Origin of the sequence: Pseudarthrobacter siccitolerans (assembly GCF_001046895.1) — a bacterium.
Lineage (GTDB): Bacteria > Actinomycetota > Actinomycetes > Actinomycetales > Micrococcaceae > Arthrobacter > Arthrobacter siccitolerans.
The window spans coordinates 40,211-59,185 of sequence record NZ_CAQI01000035.1; the positions used below are offsets into that span (position 1 = coordinate 40,211).

The window sequence follows — 18,975 nt, forward strand, 5'->3', positions numbered from 1 at the left end:
TTTCAAGGAACCCTGCAAGTGTGGGCCCAGGTTAACGGCCTTCCCCCAATAAACTTTCTGTAGGAGAAATAATGCCCCCGAAGACTCGTGGCGCGGTTCGCAAGCCGCGTAAGAAGGACAAGAAGAATATCGCGCTTGGCCAGGCGCACATCAAGAGCACGTTTAACAACACCATCGTTTCCATCACGGATCCGACCGGCGCTGTTATCTCTTGGGCTTCCTCAGGTGAGGTTGGCTTCAAGGGCTCGCGTAAGTCCACCCCGTTCGCTGCCCAGATGGCTGCTGAAGCTGCTGCAAAGCGCGCCCAGGAGCACGGCATGCGCAAGGTTGACGTTTTCGTGAAGGGCCCGGGCTCGGGACGCGAAACCGCGATCCGTTCGCTGCAGGCTGCCGGCCTCGAGGTTGGCTCCATCCAGGACGTCACCCCCGCCGCCCACAACGGCTGCCGTCCCCCGAAGCGCCGCCGCGTCTAAGGCTTTCGATGCCGCATGAGCTTGCCCGGACCGTTGATGGTCCGGGCAAGCCCAGCGCGTTAAGTCTTCAGACCGAATTTCCACCACCTGTGTTGCGTCATATAGCGGATGCTCGCCGAAAGGAAACCTAAGTGCTCATTGCACAGCGCCCCACCCTCTCCGAAGAGGTAGTCTCCGAAAACCGTTCGCGTTTCATCATTGAACCGCTGGAACCGGGCTTCGGCTACACCCTCGGAAACTCCCTCCGCCGTACCCTGCTCTCCTCCATCCCCGGTGCTGCTGTAACCAGCATCCGGATCGATGGCGTGCTGCACGAGTTCACCACGGTTCCGGGTGTGAAGGAAGATGTCACTGAGATCATCCTGAACATCAAGAGCCTGTCGGTTTCCTCCGAGCACGATGAGCCGGTTGTTGCTTACCTGCGCAAGCAGGGCCCCGGAGTCGTCACCGCCGCGGACATCGCTCCGCCGGCCGGCGTCGAATTCCACAACCCGGATCTGCACATCGCCACGCTGAACTCGAAGGGCAAGTTCGAACTCGAACTGACCATCGAGCGCGGCCGCGGCTACGTTTCGGCAGCTCAGAACAAGTCCGGCGACGCAGAGATCGGCCGCATCCCGGTCGACTCCATTTACTCGCCGGTGCTGAAGGTTACTTTCCGCGTGGAAGCAACCCGTGTTGAGCAGCGCACCGACTTCGACAAGCTTATTGTCGACGTCGAGACCAAGCAGGCTATCGCCCCGCGCGATGCTGTTGCTTCCGCAGGCACCACCCTGGTGGAGCTCTTCGGTCTGGCACGTGAGCTGAACACCGCAGCTGAAGGTATCGAGATCGGCCCGTCACCCACCGACGCTGCCCTGGCAGCCGACATGGCACTGCCGATCGAGGATCTGGACCTCACCGTCCGTTCCTACAACTGCCTCAAGCGTGAGGGCATCCACACCGTGGGTGAACTCGTTGCCCGCTCCGAGGCTGACCTGATGGACATCCGCAACTTCGGTGCCAAGTCCATTGACGAGGTCAAGGCAAAGCTGGTTGAACTGGGCCTGTCCCTCAAGGACTCGCCTCCCGGTTTTGACCTCGCAGCACGCGCCGCAGCAATCGAAGAGGACGACGCCGCCTTCGGCGACGACGAACTCTAAACCAGACCTTGGCCGGCGGGCAGCACCATGGTGTGCGGTCCACGGCTTCCACATGAGGAGAAACAATTATGCCTACCCCCACTAAGGGTCCGCGCCTCGGAGGCGGCCCGGCTCACGAGCGCCTCATGCTCGCGAACCTGGCAGCATCCCTGTTCGAGCACAAGCGGATCACCACCACGGTGACCAAGGCCAAGCGCCTGAAGCCGTATGCAGAACGCCTGGTCACCTTCGCCAAGCGCGGCGACCTCGCTTCCCGCCGCCGCGTGCTCGGCCTGATCAGCAACAAGGGCGTCGTCCACGAGCTGTTCACCGACATTGCCCAGGCAGTGGAGAACCGCGACGGCGGCTACACCCGCATCACCAAGATCGGCAACCGCAAGGGCGACAACGCCCCCATGGCTGTCATCGAGCTCGTTCTTGAGCCCGTTTCCGCCAAGCAGGCTGTAGTGGCCGAGGCTACGCAGGCTGCCGCCAAGGCTGCTCCGGCTGCCGAGGAAGCTCCCGAGGCTGAGGTCGCCGAGACCGAAGCTGCGGAGGCTCCCGCCGAGGAAACCACCGAGGCTCCTGCTGCTGAAGAAGCTGCAACCGAAGAGGCTCCGGCCGCTGAGGAAGCTGCCGAAGCTCCGGCTGCTGAAGAGAAGGACGCGAAGTAATTCGCTGATTTTCTTCGCATAGACTTAAGTCTATGAACGACCAAAAACCCGCGGCCCCCGTTTTGGGGGGCGGCGGGTTTTTGCGTGTCCGGCTGGATTTGTCGTACGACGGCGGCCCCTTCAGCGGGTGGGCCCTGCAGCCGGGCCTGCGGACCGTCCAGGGCGCCCTCGAGGAAGCCCTGCAGCTGCTGGTCCGCCGCCCGGTCCGCGTGACTGTTGCCGGCCGCACCGACGCCGGCGTGCACGCCCGCGGCCAGGTGGTCCACCTGGACCTCAGCGAAGCCGAGTGGCTGGGACTGCCGCGGGGGCACGAACTCGATCCCGCCGTCGCCATGCTGCGAAGGATCCGCGGCGCCCTCAGCCGCGTGCTCGGGGACCTGACCGGGGCGGTGGAGGTGCACCGGATTTCGCTGGCGCCGGAGGGGTTTGATGCCCGGTTCTCGGCGCTCTGGCGGCGCTACAGCTACCGCATCGCGGACGGACCCGCGCTCTGGGATCCGCTGGGCCGGTACTCCACCCTGTGGCACAAAAGCCCGCTTGATGTGTCCCTGTTGAACGAAGGCGCCTCGAAGTTGCTGGGGCTGCAGAACTTCCTGTCCTTCTGCAAACCGCGTGAAGGTGCCACCACCATCCGTGAACTGCAGCGCTTCGAGTTCGCACGCGCGGAAGACGGCGTCATTGTGGCTACCGTCCAGGCCGATGCCTTCTGCCACAACATGGTGCGCGCCCTGATCGGTTCGGCCCTGTATGTGGGGGAGGGCGTGGAGGAACCGGGGTGGCTGTACGAACGGCTGCTCGCCCGGAAGCGTGACGCCAAGTCCGTGCTGGCGGCGCCGCACCCGCTGGTGCTGGAGGAAGTGGCCTACCCGTCCGACGACGAGTTGCTGGCACGCGCGGAACTCACCCGGGCGCTGCGGGAGTACTAGAAGGCCGCCGGCGGGCCCTCTGCCGGCAGTGTCAGGGTGAAGGTGCTGCCCTTGCCCTCACCGCTGACGCACGAGATCTGCCCGCCGTGTCGCTCGACAATCATCTTGGTGATCGACAAGCCGAGCCCGGCGCCGGCGATGGCGGCCTCTCTGGCTGATTCGGTGCGGAAGAAGCGTTTGAAGACCCTGTCCCTGTCCTCACTGCTGATGCCCATTCCGGTGTCGCTGACGCTGAGCTGCACCCACTCCCGGCTGCTGCGGGCGCTGATGCTGACGTTGCCGCCGCCGGGGGAGTACTTGATGGCATTCGACACCAGGTTGTCCAGCGCCTGGCCTATGCGGAGCGGGTCCGCGTAAGCCCAAAGTGGCGAGGGAACGTCCGCTGACAGGCGGATGTTGGCCACCTCGGCCTGGGCCTGGGCTGAGCCGATGGTGGTCTCCACCAGGCTCGCCAGGTCCGTTCGCTTGGGATGGACATTGAGCGCCGCCGACGCCGACGCCGACAGGTCAGCCACCAGGGCGAGCAGCCGCTCCGCGTTCCTCTGCACCACCACCAGACGCTGGGCCACTTGCGGCGGCAAGGCGGCAACGTCGTCGAGCACCAGGTCCACGTTGCCGATGATGGAGTTCAGCGGGGTCTTGAACTCGTGGGTCACGTTGGACACCAGCTCCTGGTTGGCCGCCAGAGCCTCCACCCAGCCAGTCACATCGCTGTAGACAACCACGGCGCCGGTCAGCTGGCCGGACTCACTCACCAGGGGACGGGCGGCTGTGGACACAGCCCGCTGGTCCGCTCCCTCCCCGGCCCACACCAGGTAGTCGGCGAAGGATTCGCCGGCCATGGCCCTGCTGATGGGCCGCTTCTCCGGGGGCAGCAGTGTCCGCCGGTCCTGGCCGAAGATCAGCTGGTGGCCCTGCCCGGGGACGGCGTCGTCCGCGTGGGTGGCCTGGCGGAAGTTCCGCTGCCGGCTGTTGGACACCAGGAAGTGGCCGGAGCGGTCGACGGCGGCAATTCCCACGTCCGTTGCGTCCAGGACCGTCTCCAGCAGCTTCTCCCGTTCCCTGCTTTCGCGCAGCAGCGCCCGGAGTTCCGTGTCTTTCTCTGCCAGCTCACGCTGTTGCAGCCTGACGTGGATGCTGGCGAACCTGATGGCGAGGGACACTGCGAGAGTCATCAGGGGAAAGAGGAAAGTACTGGTGATGTCCGAGGCGGTCAGGTTGGGGAACCGTCCGGCGAGCGTCGGGACCATGATGAACATAGGTCCGAAGAAGCTCAGGACCAGGCTGCTGCGCGTGAGCATCCCGGAGGCGGAGAGCCAGATCACCGGGAACACTGCCAGGACCGCCAGCCCGGGGAGCAGGGGAGCGGCGCCGTTCCGGAGCAGCCCGATGGCCACAAAGTCCAGGACGGGAATCAGCAGGTACGGGCGGTGCGCCAGCCGCTCCCACGGGACCAGGAGGCAGGCCAGGAAGAGCACACCCGAGAGGGTAATCCCCGCGAGGTACAGGGGGCTGTGCAGAAGCGTGGGCCAGGCGAAGGGCGTTGCTACCGCGAGGGCGGCCACGATCAGGGTCAGGGGGAGCTGGCACAGTGCCACCTGCGAACGCGGCCCCAGCGCCTGGAAGATCCGCGCGGACCGGCGCGGAAAGAGGCGGTCAGCCATGGATCCTGGCCCGGTCAAGCGGGGCCGTGAAACGAGTTCCTGGGGCAGGCGCGACCGAATTCCTCAAGGGCACGCTGGCACACATCCTCTCCATGCTCGTAATCCACATGCTCTGTCATAATAATTGACTTTTCAAATGCAATGTTGAAACAGGTGTCATCAGCCCTACTTACTTGTAGCGTATAAAGAGTTGGAGCGGGAATGGCATTGGCGCTGGGCCAATGGGGGGCCGTAACCGCCTGGCGCAGGGATATCAATGGACGATCTTGGTGTGGCTGTAGTAATTGAAGACGACGCCGATGTGCGGAACCTCCTCGAGGGAGTGTTGAGCCAGGCGGGCTTCGAGGTGCATACGGCCGTTGACGGGCGGGCCGGCGTGGAAGTGGTCCGCAGCAAGCAGGCCAACGTGGTGACTCTGGACATCGGGCTGCCGGACATCGACGGGCTCGAGGTCCTGCGGCGGATCCGCAACTTCAGCAACGCCTACATTGTGATGCTCACGGGCCGGACGGAGGAGCCGGATCTGCTGTCCGCGCTCAACGCCGGCGCTGACGACTACATAGCCAAGCCCTTCCGGCCCCGTGAGCTGCGGGCCCGTGTAGCTGCGATGATGCGCAGGCCGAGGCATGAGATCACCGGGCCGAAGCCGGCGCTGGCGGGGTGGGGAGCCGCGCCCGCAGCGGCAGCCCGTCCCGAAGACGCCGCGGTCCTGCAGCATAACGGCCTGGAACTGAACCACCGCACCCGCACCGTGGAGGTCAATGGGGAACCCTTGACCCTCACGCGCAGCGAGTTTGATTTGCTGCACGTGCTCCTGAAGGGCGGCGGGGCAGTGTGTACCCGGGCCGATCTGGTGCGGGCAGTCCGGGGCGAGTTCTACGACGAGGACACCTACATCAGTGAGGCAGACGAACGCGCTGTTGAGGTCCACATCGGCAATCTTCGGCGCAAGCTGAAGGAGGATGCCGTCTCGCCCCGCTGGCTGCAGACCGTCCGCGGCGTGGGATACCGCCTGGCGCCGAGCCGGCAGGACGCGGCGAAGGGCTGAGGGCCCGTTGGGTCCGGAGGGCCGCGGGTCAGCCGTTTTTGAGGATGTAGGTGGACTGCAGCTCGGACACGGTCTGGCCGCCGTCCTGGGTAACCCGCTCCATCAGGACCTGCCCCTGGCCGAATTCGCCCTGCCGGATCAGGGTCTCCAGCAGTTCTGCCAGTTTCGCCAGGCGCACGCCGCCCACCATGGCGGAGCTGATCTTGAGGCTGATGGCGGCATCCAGGGCGGATTCAATGTCGCGGCTGTTCACGGCCGCTGCCAGCCGGGCGCAGCGCTGGTCCCACATGGCCGCATAGTCACGGGCGAACCGCTGTGCGAGGCCGGAGCCGGCCAGTTCGTCTTCCAGCTCTTCCAGCACGGCTGCGTCAACGAGCGGCAAGAGCCCGGCCGCTTCCTGTGAGAACGCGGAACCGGAGGTTGCTGTGATCCCGGGCCGCGGTGGGTCCGCAGCTGCGCCCCTGTCGCTGGAGCCGGGATCTGGACTGTGCATTCTTCAAGGCTACTTCCTGGAATTCGATGGTTGTCCTATTTCGGGTGATCCTGTGTAAACCTTGAGGGATCTTTTGGGGTGAGGCTGATGGGTCCTATTGGCTGCTGAAGGTGACGATGGTATTGATGACGGCCGGGCCGAGAATGGCGATGAACAGCACCGGGAAAATAAAGAACAACAGCGGAAACAGGATCATCACCGGAAGTTTCATGGCCTTTTCTTCAGCCCGCTGCCTGCGCTTCACCCGCATCACTTTTGCCTGGACCCGGAGGACCCGGCTGATCGCGATGCCGTACGTGTCCGCCTGCACCACTGCCTGGACAAAGCTGCGCAGCTCCGGAATGTTGGTTCTCTCAGCAAGGGCGAGGTAGGACTCCCTGCGGCTCCGGCCCACCTGCATGTCCTGCAGGGTCCGCACCAGTTCCTCCGCCAGCGGTCCCTTGCCGTTGTCCCCGGCCCGCGCCATAGCGCCCTCGAAACCAAGGCCGGCCTCAACGGAGATCAGCATCTGGTCCAGGGTGTTGGCGAGTTCCAGCTGGATGACTTTCTGGCGCTCCAGCCCTTTGCTGTAGAGCAGGAGGTCCGGGATGAAGTAGCCCAGGAACAGCAGGAACAGCCCCGCCAGTTTCATCAGGGGCGTGCTGCCCACCGAGCTCAGATAGACACCGGCGGTCACGCCCGCCACGCCGATGCCCAGTTTGGACCCCAGCACTTTGCCCAGCGGCATGGACACGGGCCTGCCAGCCAGGGCCAACAACCGGTCAAGGAAGGCTACGTAGGCGGGCGGGGTGAGCCGGCGGCCGATCCCCTCGAGCAGGCCCGGTTTGGCAACGGGAGCGACAGCCAGGGGAGTGGCCCCGCGGGACAGCAGGTCGCTGACCGCCACGCGGCCCTGCTTGTCCACGGTCAGGGCTGACCACGCCAAGGCGCCGACGGGGACGCAGACCAGCAGGACGGAGAGGAGAACTATGAGGTTCATGGCATCCTCAGAACTTCAGGTCGATGATCTTGCGCATCCAGAGCGCGCCGATGGTCATAAGGACGAACGACGCGCCGATCATCACCCAGCCCAGGGGATGGGTGAACATCGAGTTCATGTAGTTCGGGCTCACGGACAGGAGCATGGCCACGATACCGAAGGGCATGGCGATGAGGATGTAGGCAGAGAACTTGCCCTCGGCCGCCAGGGCCTTGATGTGTCCCTTGATCTCAGCGCGCTCGCGGATGGTTTCGTTCACCTGGTCCAGGACGTCCGCCAGGTTGCCGCCTACTTCGCGGTTGATCTGGATGGCCTGGGAAATCCAGACAAAGTCCTCGTTCTTCATCCGGTCAGCTGTATCGTTGAGGGCCGCGAGCAGGTCGCGGCCCAGGCTGGTCTCGGTGATCACCCGCCGCATCTCCTCCGAGGTCGGTTTCTGGGATTCGGCGGCCGCAGCATCGATGGCGCGCAGGATGCTGTGGCCGGCGCGAAGGCCGCCGGAGAGCAATTGGAGCGTATCGCCGAGTTGGCTGTCGAACGTGGCACGGCGTTTTCCGGCGAGGAATCCCAGGACCAGCTTCCCCACGAAGGGCGCGAGCAGGGCCAGCAGGATTCCCACCAGCGGACCGACGGTGACCATACCCACGAGCATCCCGACGCACGCACCGATGCCCACCAGGAGGAAGAACTCGGCCTGGCTCAGGCGCAGCCCGGCGTCTTCGAGTTCGGTCCGGGAGAAGAGGCGGACGTTCCGTCCCTGCAGGAGGCGTTCGAAGGACCGGACGCCGGAGAGGGCCAGGCGGGAGATCGACGACGGCGGCTCGGGGTCAAAAGGGCGGCGGCGGTCCAGTGGCACTTCTGGAGTGCTGGGCAGCAGTACGGCTAGGCCCAGGAGGGTGACGGCGAGCAGCAGGATGACTGCTCCGACAGCGAGGATCACGGCTGTGCCTATCTTCCGGGTGTTTGGTGTGCGGGGTTTTGCGGACCGGCGAAGACGCTGGGGGAGACGTGGATGCCCAGGTCCTCGAACCGGTCGATGAAGCGCGGCCGGATTCCGGTGGCGACAGGTCTGCCGAGGAAGCGGCCCTGGGCGTCCACACCGGCGGAGTAATCGAAGACGAACGCGTCCTGGAGGGTCACGATGTCCCCTTCCATACCCTGCACTTCGGTGACGTGGGTGATGCGGCGGGAGCCGTCACGCAGCCTGGAAATCTGGACGATGAGGTTGACGGCGGAGGCAATCTGCTCGCGGATGGCCCGCAGCGGCAGGTCCATGCCGGCCATCAGCACCAGCGTCTCGAGACGGGCCACGGCGTCGCGTGGCGAGTTGGAGTGCACCGTGGAGAGGGAACCGTCGTGGCCGGTGTTCATGGCCTGGAGCATGTCCAGCGATTCCCCGCCACGGACTTCACCCACCACGATCCGGTCCGGCCGCATACGCAGGGAGTTGCGCAGCAGCTCGCGGATGGTGACTTCGCCCTTGCCTTCGGTGTTCGGCGGCCTGCTTTCGAGACGGACCACGTGCTGCTGCTGGATCTGGAGTTCCACCGCGTCCTCGATGGTGACGATCCGTTCGTCGGACGGAAGGAAGGAGGACAGCACATTGAGCAGGGTTGTCTTACCGGTGCCGGTACCGCCGGAGACGATGATGTTGAGCTTGGCCTTGACGCAGGCGTTGAGCAGCTCGGCCATTTCCGGGGTGAGGGTTCCGAAGTCGATGAGGTTCTGTACCGTCAACGGAGTCTTGCTGAACTTTCGGATGGTCAGTGAGGAGCCGCCGACGGCGAGTGGCGGGATTACGGCGTTCACACGGGAGCCGTCCTCGAGCCGGGCATCGACCAAAGGCGAGGACTCGTCGATGCGGCGGCCGACCTTGGAGACGATGCGCTCGATGACCTTGCGCAGGTGCTCCTCAGAGCCGAACCGGAATTCGGTGAGCGTCAGCTTGCCTTTCCGCTCCACGTAGATCTGGTCCATGCGGTTGACCATGATTTCCGTGACGGCGGGATCGTCCAGCAGGCGCTGGAGGGGGCCGTAGCCCAGCACGTCATCCGCGACGTCCCGGACCAGGCGGGTGCGCTCCTCGGGGCTGAGGGGTACCTGTTCGGCGTCGATGATCCGGGTCAGTTCCTCCTTGGCCGTAGCCCGGAGCTCCTGCTCAGTGACGGCCGCGTCGTTGAACCGCGTGCCCATCCGCTCGAAAAGTGCGGTGGCCGCCCTGTCCTTCATGGCTGCGAAGACATCCACCTTCGGTGAGGCGGGCACTGAGGGGGTGCCGGCGTCGTACGTTGGCGTGAGGGGAGCCTGCTGGGCAGGAGCGTGCCGCACCCCGCCGTCCTGGGAGGGGGGCACGACGGCGGGGCTTGGCGGTTCGAGAACGGCAACATTGCTGCCGGTCGTCTGGGCGCGGTCCTGGACGGCGCTGATCCGTTCGGAGAGCTTCATTAGATGACCACCCTTCGGTGAAGCTTGCGCTGGGCCTGGGCGCGCCATGCCGGGTTGAACCGTTCCACCAGGTGGCGGAGGCTCTTCACGGCGGGGTCCTTCTTGGATTCCTGGAGGACGGGGATGCCGCGGTTGGTGGACAGTGCCACGGCGCGGGACCGGGGGACGCTGACGTCTACCGGCGCGCCGATGGTCGATTCGACGTCGCGGACGTTGAGGCCTGCCTTGGGGTCGGCCATGTTGAGGACAACGTGGCGCGATTCGGGCATGATGTCGAGCTGGCGGAGCACCTCGAGGCCGGAGCGGAGGCCGCGCAGGCTGGGGATGTCCATGGCGCTGACCCACACCACGTCGGTGCACTGCTCCATGGCGGCGAGGCCGATTTCGGGCATGCCGGGGGCGGTATCCAGGACTACGTACTGGAATTCGTGGGACAGCTGTTCCACCAGGCGGCTGACCTGTTCCGGGGTGATGTGATCCGCGTCCACCGGGTTGGGCGGTGCGCAGAGGGCGTAGATGCCGGCCGGGTGCACCGTGAGGAAGGCCTTGAGGACCAGGGAGTCCTGGGCGGCTGCGGGGGTGACGGCATCGGTGACCGTGTGCTGCGGGTTGAGGTAGAGGCCGGAAGCGACGTCGCCGAACTGCAGGTCCAGGTCCACGATGACCACGCTCATGGGCGCGATCTGGCCCAGGCCGATAGCGATGTTGGTGGCAAGAGTGGTCTTACCGACGCCGCCCTTGGGGGAGAAGACGCCGATCACCAGGCCCTTGCCGTTCTCTGTTTGTTGAGCCTCGGGGCTGCGGTGGCGGGTGGCGAAGGACTGGCAGGCCCGTTCGAGCAGTACGCGGATTTCCGCGGCGTCCGCCTGCGGGCTGAGGATGTCCCGGATGCCGGCGCGCATGGCGTGCAGGAGGAGGGCGGGGTCCACGTCGCTGACCAGCACCAGGCTGAGGCCGGGGAGCTGGACGTCGAAGACCTTTGCGAAGCGCAGCGCCTCCTCGTAGGGGACGTCGGGTCCGATGATGAGGACTTCGGGCTGTTCCTGGTTGAGGAGGGCGAACAGTTCCTGCGGGCCGGCCGGGAGGATGTCTGAGGCTATGGTCTGCACGGAACCGCGTAGGCCGTTGGCCACGGCGGCGCGCAGCTTCTGGTCGAAGTCGCCGTTGGGGGAGAGCAGGACGAAGCGGCTCACTTGTACACCCCTTCCTTGCGTTCGATCCGGGGGCCGTTGTCCTGGGCGTCCAGGGGTTCCTTGGTGAGCCAGAGGCTGCCGTTGATGGATGTGAAGATGATCTTGCTGGCATCCACATCGGTGACTGCGACGGTGAGCATCAGGGAGCCTTCCGGGAGGGTGGTGTCCGCGGGGTTGGTTCCGTCCTCGGCTTTCTCGGCGCTCGCGGCTTGGGGTGCCCGCTGCACGGCGGTGACGAGTACTTTGCGGAGGGTGAGTTGGGTGGTGGCATCGGCAGCGGCGGCCTTGACGGCGCCGTTTTCGAAGTTGAGTGAGATGCCCACGTGATCGCCGACGTTGATGCGTCCGCCTACTACGCGCTTGGGTTCCACTTCAAAGGAGACTTCCTGCAGGCCTGCGGGGACCTCGACGGCGCCTTGGGCTTTGACGTCTTCGGGGGCGACTAGGCGCTCGGCGAGGAGCTGTTCGCCGGGTACCAGATCCACCGCACTGACGGTCCCGGCCTTGTTTTCGAGGGTGCTGAGGGCGGTGTCTGAAACGCCGGCGGCCGGCATCTTCTCCACGGCCAGCGAGGCCGTCATGTCATTGACGGGGGTGCCGGCGGGGATTGCGGTCTTGACGACCAGTACGTCTTTGGGCTGCGTTGAAGCCAGCGCCCGCTGGTCCGCGCCCTGGGCATAAAAGACTATGAGGAGGGCCCCTACGATCGCCAAAGCGACCGCAGCCGTTCCGGCGAGCATGCGAGACTTCACTTTCAACTCCTGGATAAGGGATTACTGGTTCTAGAGGACTGGGCGGGCGATCGTGGCGCCGTAGGCGTCCACGGGGCCAAGGGTGTAGCCGTCCGCGAGGGAAACGTATTTGATGAATTTGCCGATGATGCCCCGGCACTCACCCTTGCACTCTGTCGCGGTGGTGACGCCCGTCGTCGTCGATTTTTCGGCTTGGTATTCGTACGGCAAGCCTGTGCCGCCACTGAATTTCCAGCCGGTGACTTCGAACGCCGCAAAGGACACCAGTCCGTAGATGGCGCCGGAGCCGGTACCGGTGACTTTGTTGAATACCGGCAGCAGGACGACGATTTTTCTTCCTGCCGCCATTTCGCTGGCCCAGCGGTTGAGCTCGGTTGAACAGTTGCCGGGCGCGTTGTTGCCCGGGTCGCTGCCGCCTTCGCTCACCGCGAGATCGATGGTGCCGCCGCACTTTCCAGCGTCCTGAACGAGCCATCCGAACCCGCCCTGGACGGCTGCGCCCGAGGGGCCGTAATTGCAGTCTGCGTTCTGGTTATTGCCGTGTTCTTGGAGGAGTTGTAGCGAACCGCCGATGTTGTCCTTGACTTGGCAGATGGAGAATGCCAGGGGAAAGGCAGTTCGGCCGGCCTTGGGACTTCCCCAGATTGCGGAGGCGCGGGCTCCCACTTCCTTGCTTGGGATACCCAGGACATCGGCGAAGAAGAGGGAGACAGAGTTGTCTGCTCCGCCGGTTTCCTTCGCGGAAGTAGTGACGCTGACCGTTCTGGCGGTCTTGTCCAGCTCGATGTTGTAGACCTTGCTCATGCCGTCCAGGGCGTTCTGGTTGGCGAGGCTGCCGGCGAGGGTTGACGTCTTAGAGCAGTCGGCGTCTGCTGCATCTTTGGCGCACTTCTGGGCCAAGGCGATTGCTGACGCGTCAGCACCGTTCTGCAGCTGGGCTCGTTCCGAGTAGATGACCCCGACGTCGACGGCGATCGCCGTGAAGCCGAGGAGGCTTACGAGGAGGATGGCCACGATGACGGAGATGGCTCCGCGTTCATTGGTCTTCTGGTGTTTGTCTAGCCGCCGCACAGCATGACCCCCTTGCCGGTCATAGGGAACGGTCCCGCGATGCCGGTGATGGTGGACAAGTTGTACTTGATAGTCAATGTGACCTGGTCGCCCGTGCTGCAGGCGTTGGTGCTGAGGGTGATGTCCGAGGTAGGGATCGTGGTGCTCACCGAAGTGGCTGCGTTCTGTGCCGCGGTTTTGGCGCCAGCTGGGTCGTTGCCTATGGCCATGACGCGAACGCCATCACGTGCTGCGTTTGTGAGCGTGATCTGGGCGTTGTAGGCACGACCGAATTCGATGGTGCCCAGGACAAGCATTAAGAGGAGGGGCAGCAGGATCGCGAATTCGACGGCGGCTGCACCGCGCTCCGATTCGTGTGACACCTGCTGCACCTCCTCTCCATGTCTCGTTATTGCCCCTGCTGTTCGAGGCGGGGCGGTTCCGATATGGGGTCCGGAACCGGCTATTGGCGAACGCCGCAGGCTAGAGCTGGTTGTTGACGGAGTCGAAGAGACCGTCCAGCTTGGTGCCCAGCAGGTTGACAGCCACGATGATGACGACGGCAATGAGGCCAACCATGATGCCGTACTCAACCGCGGTTGCGCCCTTTTCGTTCTGAAGGCGGGTCTTGAGGCTGAAACCGAGGGTCTGAAGGGTAGCGATAAGGGAAAGCATTTTGTACTCCTGAGCGAGTCGGATGGCTGGCCCTGCACCAGCTCTAAAACGAAGGTAGCAACGGTTTATGGCCTCATTTCCGGATCTTGGGACATCCTGCGCGAAGGCTTTCCAGGCTGTACTTTTCTTGCGCTTTTGCTTGGTTACCCCTGCGCTATTGCTGGGACTTTAATGCGGGGGCACGCCAGAGGACCCCCTCGGTTCTGGGTGCCGAGGGGGTCCTGTCTTCGGGCGCCGATTGGCGCGGGGGTGGGGTGGCGGTCTAGGTAAATGCCTCGACGATCTTGATGGCTGCAGGCCCCAGGAGAACGATGAACAGGACCGGGAAGATGCAGAGCAGGAGCGGGAAAAGCACCTTCACAGGCAACTTCATCGCTTTCTCTTCGGCCCGCTGACGTCGCTTCACCCTGGCCTGTTTGGCTTGGGTGCGAAGAACCTTAGCAATGCCAATACCGTATTTGTCTGCCTGCACCACTGCCCGAACGAAGCTCCGCAGGTCTTGGACAGATGAGCGGTCCGCCAACGCCTGGTACGCCTCCTGTCGTGGCCGCCCTACCTGAATATCCTGGAGCGTGCGCATGAGTTCCTGCGCGAGTGCCCCGCCGCCATAACCTCCGGCTCGGGCCATGGCAGCTTCGAACCCGAGACCGGCTTCCACCGAGATGAGCAGCTGGTCAAGCGTGTTCGGCAGCTCAAGCTCAATTTCCTGCTGACGTTTGATGCCCTTGTTGTAAACCAACAGGTCGGGGACGAAGTAGAGGAGAACTGTCAGGAAGAGCCCCAGCGCGATCACCTGTGCGGACGGGGAATTTGCGAACATCAGCAATCCGAGAACTGCGCCTGCAAGTGCGAGCAGCGGTTTACCGACAATTAGCCTGTCCAAGGGCAAGGATGCGGGTCTTCCTGCTAGTGACAGCCAGCGGTCCAACTTTGCTTCATAACCTGTCGGAGTGAGGCGCCTCGACAGGTCCAGCAGCGCAGGTGGTCGTTGTATCGCCAGGCCGCCCTCCTGCGTGAAGCCCTGGGTCAGGTTTGTTTGGACGGCAATTGCTGCCTTGCGGTCCGTCGTTGCCAGGCCCCAGACGAGGTAGGCGAGTGGAAAGACGATGAGTGAAATGAAAACCCATGCCAAAGGTGTCACGGTGTCCCCCTAGAACTTGATCTTCACGACGCGGCTCATCCAGAAGCCGCCCACGGTGAACATGGCTACTGCCGCCACGAGCATCAGCAAGCCGAGCGGTTTCTCGACGAAGACATTGAGGTAACCGGGATTGATAAGGGCGAGGATAAAGGCGACGCCCACCGGCATAGCCATCAATACGTAGGCGGACATCTTTCCCTCGGCGCTGAGGGACCTGATCTGGCCCTTGATTTCGCTCCGCTCACGTATGGTTCCCGCGACCTGCTCAAGAACTTCTGCTAAATCACCGCCGACTTCGCGATTAATCTGAATTGCCTGTGAGATCCACCGGAAGTCCTCGCTGTCCATGCGTTCGGCGACGTCGTCAAAGGCCGCTCGTGCGTCCTTGCCGATCCGGGTTTCATTGACGATGCGGAGGAGTTCCTCCGAAGTGGGGGCATCTGCTTCCTGTGCCGCAGCTTCAACCGACCGGAGAACACTGTGCCCAACTCTCAGCCCACCAATCAGCATCTGAATGGTGTCCGTCAGCTGTTCCTCAAACTTGGCGCGGCGCTTGTCCCTGAGAATGATGAGGACGACCTTGGCGAGAAATGGTGTCGCAGCTCCGGCCAACAGGCCTAACAGGGGATGGGTGAGCAGCGCGGTAAAAGCCCCGATCAGGACGGATGCGATCGCTACACCAACTGTGAAGTCTGCTGGGGCCACTTTGACTCCTGCATTGTAAAGCACTTCACGGTTATAGGGACCCCCGGACTCACCGATGACATTCTCCACCACGTTGACGGCCGTCTGCGAGACCCGCGCTACTGCTGACTTGTCTTGCTGCGTCCCGATTCGCCTCCGTTCCAGAGGTATCGATCCGAATTTGGGTTTGAAGACAACGAAAATTACCAAAATAATGGCGGACAGGCACAGCGCCACGGCTAGGACGAAGACCATGGGGGATTCCACGGCTACCGCCTTCCCACTGGCGCTACTCCTGCACCGAAGACTGCCGGCGACACAGAGATGCCAAGTTCGGCGAACCGATCCAGAAAACGGGGTCGAATGCCGGTGGCTACGGGCTTGCCCAAGAACCGTCCTTGAGCATCCATACCTGCCGCGTAGTCGAAGAGGAAGGCGTCCTGCAGGGTGACGATCTCACCTTCCATGCCTTGGACTTCTGTCACGTGCGTAACGCGCCGGCTGCCGTCGCGGAGGCGGGTCACCTGGATGATGAGGTCCACTGCGGACGAGACTTGTTCCCGAATTGCCCGCAGCGGAAGGTCCATGCCAGCCATCAGAACCAGGGTTTCCAACCGGGCCACGGCGTCCCGCGGGGAGTTTGCGTGGACAGTGGACAAGGAACCGTCGTGGCCTGTGTTCATTGCCTGCAGCATGTCAAGGGATTCACCGCTTCGCACCTCGCCCACAATGATCCGGTCAGGCCTCATCCGAAGGGAATTGCGGACAAGCTCACGAATGGTCACTGCGCCCTTGCCTTCGATGTTGGGTGGCCGGCTTTCCAAGCGGACAACATGCTCCTGCTGAAGTTGCAACTCGACCGCATCCTCAATGGTGACGATGCGGTCGTCCGGGGGAATGAAGGAGGAGAGGACGTTGAGCAGTGTTGTCTTGCCGGTACCGGTGCCACCCGAAACGATGATGTTCAACCGGGCCCGGACGCAGGCGCTCAGCAATTCCGCCATCTCGGGAGTCAGTGATCCCCAGTCAATGAGGTTCTGCACAGTCAAGGGCACGTGACTGAATTTGCGGATCGTCAGTGACGGCCCGTTGACTGCCAGCGGCGGAATGATGGCGTTGACCCTGGAACCGTCCTCCAGACGCGCATCTACAAGTGGGGAGGACTCGTCGATCCGGCGGCCAACCTTGGATACTATGCGTTCGATAACCGTCCGGAGGTGTTCATCGGAGCTGAACCGTGTCCCAGTCAGGGTCAAACGTCCGTGGCGTTCGATGTAAATCTGATCAAAGCGGTTGACCATGATTTCCGTAACTGATGGGTCCTCCAACAACCGCTGCAGCGGGCCGTACCCCATCACTTCATCCGCTATTTCGCGAATCAGCCTGCGACGTTCCTCAGGGGACAGCGGAACCTGTTCCTGGTCAATGACAGTAGACAATTCCTCGACAGCAGAGGCGCGAAGAGCCTCTTCTGAAGAAGTAGTGTCACCAAACCGGGTGCCCATCCGTTCGAAGAGGGCTTGGGCGGCCCTCTGTTTCAGGTTGGCTAGAGCGTCTACAGCGGGGGCCGACGTGGGACTCGCCGTCGCCGCCCCTGGCATGGACAGGAGTGATGGCGTCGACACCGGAACCGGGGTTGCCGGCTCAGACGCCGACGCCGGAAGCGGGGCATTTTGACCCGGGAGTGCAGGCGAGCCGCCGCTGGTCCTGGAGAGCCGGTCTGAAAGTTTCATGAGACAACCACCCTTCGGTGAAGCTTGGTCTGCGGGGAGGCCACCCATTGCGGATCAAAGCGCTCCACGAGCTTTTTGAGTCCCTTGGACGCGGAGTCCCTGGCATTGCTCTGCAAGATGGGTATTCCCCGATTTGTTGAATAGGGAAGCGTCTTGGACCGCGGAACGACCGTGTCCACGGGGACTCCGATTGTTGCCTCAACATCCTGGACTGAAATTCCGCTCTTGCGGTCGGCGAAATTCAAGACGGTGTGTCGGCCTTGGGGCAGAAGCTGGAGCTCCCGGAGCACTGCAAAGCACTTATGCAGTCCTCGAATACTCGGGACGTCCATGCCGCAAACCCAGACGCCGTCAGTTGCCTGTTCCAGGGTCGCGAGCACATGCTCGCCCAGGCCTGGTGCGGTGTCGACCACTACATACTTGAACTCGCTTGCCAGCTGATTGATGAGCCTGCTGACATGTTCTGCAGTTATGGAATCGGACTCGGCTGGCGTCTTTGGTCCGCAGAGCGCGTAGATCCCTGCCGGATGAACGGTAAGAAAGGCCTTGAGCACCATCGAGTCCTGCGACGCTGCCCCGTGGACTGCCTCGGTAATCGAATGTTCCGGCTCAAGAAGCAGCCCGGACGCAACATCTCCGAACTGCAGGTCAAGGTCGACAATCACCACACTCATGGGCGCAACTTTGCCGAGGCCGATTGCCAGGTTTGTGGCAACAGTAGTCTTGCCGACACCTCCTTTGGGCGACATGACCGCAATGACCCTTCCGCGATCCTGATGTCCTTCCGCCGCAGGAGCCATGCCGCGACGGCGGCTTGCGGAAGCCAAGCACGCCCGTTCGAGCAGTACCCGCAGCTCACTCGAGCCGATTTCCGATGTAACCACGTCCCGAATACCGGAGTGCATCGCGCGCAACACCAATTCAGGATTGGGCTCTGCAATGAGGAGGAGGCTGATCTCCGGGTACTGCAAGTCGAAGACGGTAGCAAGCTTGAGGGCCTCATCTGGTGCAACTCCTGGACCCAGAATGAGAACTTCCGGCGGGGCGCCGTTGAGCTGCTTGAAGACATCGTCAGGTCCACCTGCCAGCACTTCGGGTGAGAGGGTCTGCAGTTCCCCGTGGAGGGCGCCGGTGATGGCCTGGCGAATGCGTCCTTCGAAGTCCCTTACAGCTGTAATGGCTACGAAGCGGCTCATCAGTACAGCCCTCCATAAGTAGTTACAGGAGGCGTGCTCTTCACCGTGGTATCCGTCTGCTTGGCCAGCCACAGCTTTCCGAACTCCGCAGTGAAGATGAGTTTTGACGCGTCGGCGTCGCTTCGCGCGAAGGTGATGAAAGCGGAACCGTTGGGCATTTCAACCGCTGGCTCGGATGAACCTGAACTTGTGTTGTTCGTTGACGCAGAAGGTGCCTTTTGTACGGCCGTGATGAGGACATCATGGAAAAGTAATCCCGTTTGCCCGTCCTCCTTATCGAATGAAGAGTAAATCGTCACGGTGTCTCCAGCTTCAAGCCGGCCGCCCAGGATGCGTTCAGGTGACAGCAGAAGGGTGATCTCCTCGAGTCCGTCCGGGACTGGCACGGTGCCGGGAGCCAGGTCGCGGGGATCTACCAAGCGAGCGGCGAGCAGTTGTTCTCCGGGTTCCAGACCGATAGCGGTGACTTTTCCCTCCTGCTGATCGAGCGTAGTGAGGGCTCCGTCCGGGACAGCGGACTTTGGGATCGCCTCGACTCGGACTTTGCCGGCAAGATCTGCCGATTTGGTTCCCACAGGGACCTGTTCAGTGATGACCAGAACATTCACGGGCTCAAGTCCTGCTTGGGCCCGCGCAGACGCGCCCTGAACATATACAAATAGGAGAACGGCTCCCACTACTGCCAGCAGTAATGCAGCTAAGCCTCCCAGTAGGCGTGATTTCACTTC

General features: G+C 63.1%; 20 protein-coding genes. 5 read left to right on the plus strand and 15 right to left on the minus strand.

Annotated elements, in window-relative coordinates:
- Positions 1-71: 71 nt before the first annotated feature.
- From rpsK to ARTSIC4J27_RS06130, 4 genes are all read left to right on the plus strand, one after another.
- Complete coding sequence (gene rpsK, locus ARTSIC4J27_RS06115; protein ID WP_009358720.1) at positions 72-473, plus strand: 30S ribosomal protein S11; 402 nt, start codon at positions 72-74, stop codon at positions 471-473.
- 131 nt (positions 474-604) lie between these two features.
- Positions 605-1,615, plus strand: coding sequence for a DNA-directed RNA polymerase subunit alpha (locus ARTSIC4J27_RS06120; protein ID WP_013601812.1), 1,011 nt, complete (start codon positions 605-607; stop codon positions 1,613-1,615).
- Positions 1,616-1,683: 68 nt separating this feature from the next.
- Positions 1,684-2,268: a 50S ribosomal protein L17 gene (gene rplQ / locus ARTSIC4J27_RS06125; protein WP_050054328.1), complete on the plus strand. Its 585-nt coding sequence runs from the start codon at positions 1,684-1,686 to the stop codon at positions 2,266-2,268.
- 32 nt (positions 2,269-2,300) lie between these two features.
- The gene (locus ARTSIC4J27_RS06130; RefSeq protein ID WP_200900762.1) at positions 2,301-3,194 is read left to right on the plus strand and encodes a tRNA pseudouridine synthase A; all 894 of its coding nucleotides are present in this window, start codon (positions 2,301-2,303) and stop codon (positions 3,192-3,194) included.
- Here ARTSIC4J27_RS06130 and ARTSIC4J27_RS06135 read toward each other — a convergent pair.
- A complete protein-coding gene (locus ARTSIC4J27_RS06135; protein WP_050054330.1) occupies positions 3,191-4,858 on the minus strand; it encodes a sensor histidine kinase in 1,668 nt (555 codons plus the stop codon). The genes ARTSIC4J27_RS06130 and ARTSIC4J27_RS06135 overlap by 4 nt on opposite strands.
- A gap of 256 nt (positions 4,859-5,114) precedes the next feature.
- Here ARTSIC4J27_RS06135 and ARTSIC4J27_RS06140 point away from each other — a divergent pair, with 256 nt between their 5' ends.
- The gene (locus ARTSIC4J27_RS06140; RefSeq protein ID WP_050054331.1) at positions 5,115-5,906 is read left to right on the plus strand and encodes a response regulator transcription factor; all 792 of its coding nucleotides are present in this window, start codon (positions 5,115-5,117) and stop codon (positions 5,904-5,906) included.
- A gap of 28 nt (positions 5,907-5,934) precedes the next feature.
- On the opposite strand, the gene ARTSIC4J27_RS06145 is transcribed toward ARTSIC4J27_RS06140, so the two are convergent.
- From ARTSIC4J27_RS06145 to cpaB (ARTSIC4J27_RS06210), 14 genes are all read right to left on the minus strand, one after another.
- The gene (locus ARTSIC4J27_RS06145) at positions 5,935-6,399 is read right to left on the minus strand and encodes an Hpt domain-containing protein (protein WP_050054332.1); all 465 of its coding nucleotides are present in this window, start codon (positions 6,397-6,399) and stop codon (positions 5,935-5,937) included.
- A 94-nt stretch (positions 6,400-6,493) separates the two neighbouring features.
- A complete protein-coding gene (locus tag ARTSIC4J27_RS06150; protein WP_050054333.1) occupies positions 6,494-7,378 on the minus strand; it encodes a type II secretion system F family protein in 885 nt (294 codons plus the stop codon).
- Positions 7,379-7,385: 7 nt separating this feature from the next.
- Positions 7,386-8,318 (minus strand): type II secretion system F family protein, encoded by a 933-nt coding sequence (locus ARTSIC4J27_RS06155; protein WP_050054334.1) that lies wholly within the window; start codon positions 8,316-8,318, stop codon positions 7,386-7,388.
- An 8-nt stretch (positions 8,319-8,326) separates the two neighbouring features.
- Positions 8,327-9,823, minus strand: a complete 1,497-nt coding sequence (locus ARTSIC4J27_RS06160) for a CpaF family protein (RefSeq protein WP_050054335.1) — start codon at positions 9,821-9,823, stop codon at positions 8,327-8,329.
- Positions 9,823-11,016 (minus strand): AAA family ATPase, encoded by a 1,194-nt coding sequence (locus tag ARTSIC4J27_RS06165; protein WP_050054336.1) that lies wholly within the window; start codon positions 11,014-11,016, stop codon positions 9,823-9,825. Before ARTSIC4J27_RS06165 ends, ARTSIC4J27_RS06160 begins: the two co-directional genes overlap by 1 nt.
- Positions 11,013-11,768, minus strand: coding sequence for a Flp pilus assembly protein CpaB (gene cpaB, locus ARTSIC4J27_RS06170; RefSeq protein ID WP_235436571.1), 756 nt, complete (start codon positions 11,766-11,768; stop codon positions 11,013-11,015). Before cpaB (ARTSIC4J27_RS06170) ends, ARTSIC4J27_RS06165 begins: the two co-directional genes overlap by 4 nt.
- A gap of 30 nt (positions 11,769-11,798) precedes the next feature.
- Positions 11,799-12,839 (minus strand): TadE/TadG family type IV pilus assembly protein, encoded by a 1,041-nt coding sequence (locus ARTSIC4J27_RS06175; protein ID WP_050054338.1) that lies wholly within the window; start codon positions 12,837-12,839, stop codon positions 11,799-11,801.
- Positions 12,827-13,201 (minus strand): TadE/TadG family type IV pilus assembly protein, encoded by a 375-nt coding sequence (locus tag ARTSIC4J27_RS06180; protein WP_050054385.1) that lies wholly within the window; start codon positions 13,199-13,201, stop codon positions 12,827-12,829. Before ARTSIC4J27_RS06180 ends, ARTSIC4J27_RS06175 begins: the two co-directional genes overlap by 13 nt.
- A gap of 100 nt (positions 13,202-13,301) precedes the next feature.
- The gene (locus ARTSIC4J27_RS06185; protein ID WP_050054339.1) at positions 13,302-13,493 is read right to left on the minus strand and encodes a Flp family type IVb pilin; all 192 of its coding nucleotides are present in this window, start codon (positions 13,491-13,493) and stop codon (positions 13,302-13,304) included.
- Positions 13,494-13,755: 262 nt separating this feature from the next.
- Complete coding sequence (locus ARTSIC4J27_RS06190; protein WP_050054340.1) at positions 13,756-14,634, minus strand: type II secretion system F family protein; 879 nt, start codon at positions 14,632-14,634, stop codon at positions 13,756-13,758.
- A gap of 9 nt (positions 14,635-14,643) precedes the next feature.
- Entirely contained in the window at positions 14,644-15,585 is a 942-nt protein-coding gene (locus ARTSIC4J27_RS06195; RefSeq protein ID WP_235436573.1) for a type II secretion system F family protein, read from the minus strand.
- Positions 15,586-15,587: 2 nt separating this feature from the next.
- Positions 15,588-17,051, minus strand: coding sequence for a CpaF family protein (locus ARTSIC4J27_RS06200; RefSeq protein ID WP_050054342.1), 1,464 nt, complete (start codon positions 17,049-17,051; stop codon positions 15,588-15,590).
- Positions 17,048-18,247, minus strand: coding sequence for an AAA family ATPase (locus tag ARTSIC4J27_RS06205; RefSeq protein ID WP_050054343.1), 1,200 nt, complete (start codon positions 18,245-18,247; stop codon positions 17,048-17,050). The genes ARTSIC4J27_RS06200 and ARTSIC4J27_RS06205 overlap by 4 nt, the downstream gene beginning before the upstream one ends.
- Entirely contained in the window at positions 18,247-18,855 is a 609-nt protein-coding gene (cpaB, locus tag ARTSIC4J27_RS06210) for a Flp pilus assembly protein CpaB (protein WP_235436575.1), read from the minus strand. Before cpaB (ARTSIC4J27_RS06210) ends, ARTSIC4J27_RS06205 begins: the two co-directional genes overlap by 1 nt.
- Positions 18,856-18,975: the final 120 nt, after the last annotated feature.